Consider the following 2,798-nt stretch of genomic DNA (forward strand, 5'->3'; position numbering starts at 1 on the left):
CGGACTTCGCGGCAGTGCAGCTCAAGGCGGAGACGTTCGAGCTCGGCAACGAGTTCAACCTCTGGATCGTCAACCCGGCTCAGATGCTCGACTTCCAGGTCGTCTACGGCGATCGCTGGAAGGATGTTCTGTCGAACTGGAACACCGACATGATTGCCAGCAATCAGGTTGCAGCCGGTTCGGCATACGTCGTCGAAGAGCGCGGTGTCGGCGAGTTCCGCACCGAGCAGCCGCTGCGCACCACTACATGGCGTGACGAGGCAACGGAATCCACCTGGGTTCAGACCTCGATCCGCGCACTCTTCGCGGTTACAAACCCGTTGAGTGTCCTCAAAGTGACAGGGTTGGCTGCTTAATGTCTGCGGTGGAGCGCACCGTCCGGGTCGGGTTGATGTCGTACATCGATTCGGACGGTGCCCACCGGTCAGCGTTGACCGGCGAGGTGGTGCAGGTCCACCCAGATGCGATTGTCCGCTTCGATCGACTCAATCGCCTTGCGGGTGAGCCTGATCCCGAACCTGTTGAGGTTCCGAAGAAGCGGACAGTCCGACCGCGCAAGGCTTCCGACGAGGAGTGATCGATCATGGCGTTCGCCACCCTTCCTGATCTGAAACTCCGTTGGCCGACCCTTCCTGCTGCATCCGAGGCGCAGGCGACACAGTTGCTGCTTGATGCATCGCTGTGGATCCGCGCCTGGTTTCCCGGCATCGAAGGTTCGGCCGCAGGGAATGTGGATCTGACCGAAGCTCTGACGATGGTGTGTTGCTCGATCGTGAAGCGTTCGATGATCAACGGCGACCGTGAGGGCGTCACGTCCTACGGCGAGACCATCGACGCCTATTCCGAGCAGGTTGTTCTCCGTAATCCGGACGGCAACCTGTACGTCACGAACGCTGAGCGGGAACTCCTGGAGAGTTTGCTCGGCATCAGAAGTTCCGGTGCGGTCTCGATGACTGCCAGGGGGTTGTGATGTGGCGTAACGGTGAGACGGTGACCGTCCTACGGGTCGGCCCACGTGACCGGTACGGAGATGGCGGTTTCGATGTCAGTCACACGATCTCGAATGTCGTGATCAAGTGGACTGACGTCGACGAGCTGGAAGATCAGCGTGAGGCGTCCGTTTCGGATGTGACGCTGTTCTGCCCCTTCGGTGCCGACGTTCTCGCCTCCGACCGCATCCAATTGCCCGATGGCGACGAATATTTCGTCAACGGCAAGCCTGCACGTCCGACGTCACCTTTCAGTGGCCGCAAGCCTTACGTGGCCGTGAAGCTGAGGGCGGTGGTCTGAATGGCCGCCAATGACGGATGGGACTACAGGCAGGACAGTTCGGAGGCGACTGGCGTCGGCAAGTACCTCGTCAGCAGCACTGTCCGATCACTGATGGTCGAGCACGCCGAGATCGCCGTCGCTCTCTATCGCGACCGCGTGAAGAAGCGGACCGGCGCCAATGCTCGCGATGTCCGCATTCACACCGAGTTGTCCACCGGCACGCGCAGTGGTCGCACGACAACCCGATGGGTTGCCTATGTCACGGCATATTCGCCGCACGCTCTCGCCCGCGAGTTCGGCAGCTTCCGCAGGCGCGGCAGGGGATTCGCCGGCGAGCACGTCCTGCGTGACGTTGCCCGAGATCTGGAAACGGGGTTCTGATGACGGGACTCTTCCCTGATGCCGAAGCGGTGATGTGTGACCTGCTCACGCCTCTCGCGCCGACTGCAACCTTCCTCTCGGAAGGTTGGGGCGACACGCTTCCGGTTATTCAGGTGAACCGCGTCGGCGGCGGAGCGGATTCGATCACGGACATCGCCCGATTGCAGGTGGCGGTGTTCGCTGACACTCGCGCTGCGGCGTGGCAGTTGGCGAATCAAGTCCGCCAGACCGTCCTCGCATCCGGAAACGTCAGAGTCAACGGCGTTCTCATTGACAGCGCTTCGGAATCAACTGCCGGTCAGCAAATTCCGGACATCGACCCGGACGACAAACGGGTCATATCGACCTATCAACTCGCGTTCCGGCGCCACTTCGCCTGAACGCAGCACCTCATAACCGCTCCAGGTGGGCGGTGCTTCGACATGCCCACATGAAATGGAGATACCCATGGCAACGTTCGACACACTTGCAGATTTCAAGGACGAGTTGGTCCGGAAGGTCCTCGCCGGCGCCGCACTGACGGCCCCGACCGCGACCGCCCTCCCGGCCACTCTCACCAGTGGCGCAACGTCCGCGCTGACCGAGACGACCGGCTTCAAGTCGCTCGGCCGAATCTCGGACGCCGGCCTTTCCGCGTCCGCGGATACCGAGTCCTCGGGCGTTCCCGGCTGGGGTGCTCTCGAAGACGTCCGCACGGACATCATCCGGCGCACCTCGACCTTCGGGTTCACCTGCATCGAGACCCGCAAGGAAGTCCTCGGGCTGTACTACAACCAGGACCTGTCCGGTGTCACTCCTGATGCCACCACCGGTGAGGTGTCGTTCACGGAAGCGACCAAGCCTGATACCCGCTACTGCCGCATGATCCTCCTGGGCGTGGACGGCGAAGGTGACAACGCGATCTACATCGCTCGCTTCCTTCCTCGCGCCACCATCTCGGAGATCTCCGAGCAGACCTGGTCCACGGCAGACGCTTTGGCGTACCAGATGACGGTGACGGCGAAGATCGACTCCACTCTCGGCTACGCGGTCAAGCACCTGTACGGCGGCCCGGGCTGGAAGGCGCTCAACACCAAGATGGGCTTCGCAGCCTAACTAAAACGTCAGCCCGCGCCCACGACTCCCCGGCTGGGCGCGGGCTGACT

The 2,798-nt window shown here is 62.2% G+C and carries 7 protein-coding genes; all 7 read left to right on the plus strand.

The genetic code is table 11. The annotated features are described in order from the left end of the window. Window positions 1–356: major capsid protein (locus tag M1L53_RS32550; RefSeq protein ID WP_315974190.1), on the plus strand; the 356-nt coding region annotated here is incomplete at its 5' end. Next, the gene (locus M1L53_RS32555; RefSeq protein WP_261949463.1) at window positions 356–577 is read left to right on the plus strand and encodes a hypothetical protein; all 222 of its coding nucleotides are present in this window, start codon (window positions 356–358) and stop codon (window positions 575–577) included. The genes M1L53_RS32550 and M1L53_RS32555, both read left to right, overlap by 1 nt. Before the next feature lie 6 nt (window positions 578–583). Next, a complete protein-coding gene (locus M1L53_RS32560; protein WP_261949464.1) occupies window positions 584–970 on the plus strand; it encodes a hypothetical protein in 387 nt (128 codons plus the stop codon). Beyond that, complete coding sequence (locus M1L53_RS32565; protein ID WP_261949465.1) at window positions 970–1,290, plus strand: hypothetical protein; 321 nt, start codon at window positions 970–972, stop codon at window positions 1,288–1,290. The genes M1L53_RS32560 and M1L53_RS32565 overlap by 1 nt, the downstream gene beginning before the upstream one ends. Then, window positions 1,291–1,653, plus strand: coding sequence for a hypothetical protein (locus M1L53_RS32570; protein WP_261949466.1), 363 nt, complete (start codon window positions 1,291–1,293; stop codon window positions 1,651–1,653). It begins immediately after the preceding gene. Then, complete coding sequence (locus M1L53_RS32575) at window positions 1,653–2,033, plus strand: hypothetical protein (RefSeq protein ID WP_261949467.1); 381 nt, start codon at window positions 1,653–1,655, stop codon at window positions 2,031–2,033. The genes M1L53_RS32570 and M1L53_RS32575 overlap by 1 nt, the downstream gene beginning before the upstream one ends. Before the next feature lie 67 nt (window positions 2,034–2,100). Continuing rightward, window positions 2,101–2,748: a hypothetical protein gene (locus M1L53_RS32580; protein WP_261949468.1), complete on the plus strand. Its 648-nt coding sequence runs from the start codon at window positions 2,101–2,103 to the stop codon at window positions 2,746–2,748. Window positions 2,749–2,798 lie beyond the last annotated feature (50 nt).

Origin of the sequence: Rhodococcus sp. T9N (genome assembly GCF_024436645.1) — a bacterium.
Lineage (GTDB): Bacteria > Actinomycetota > Actinomycetes > Mycobacteriales > Mycobacteriaceae > Rhodococcus_F > Rhodococcus_F qingshengii.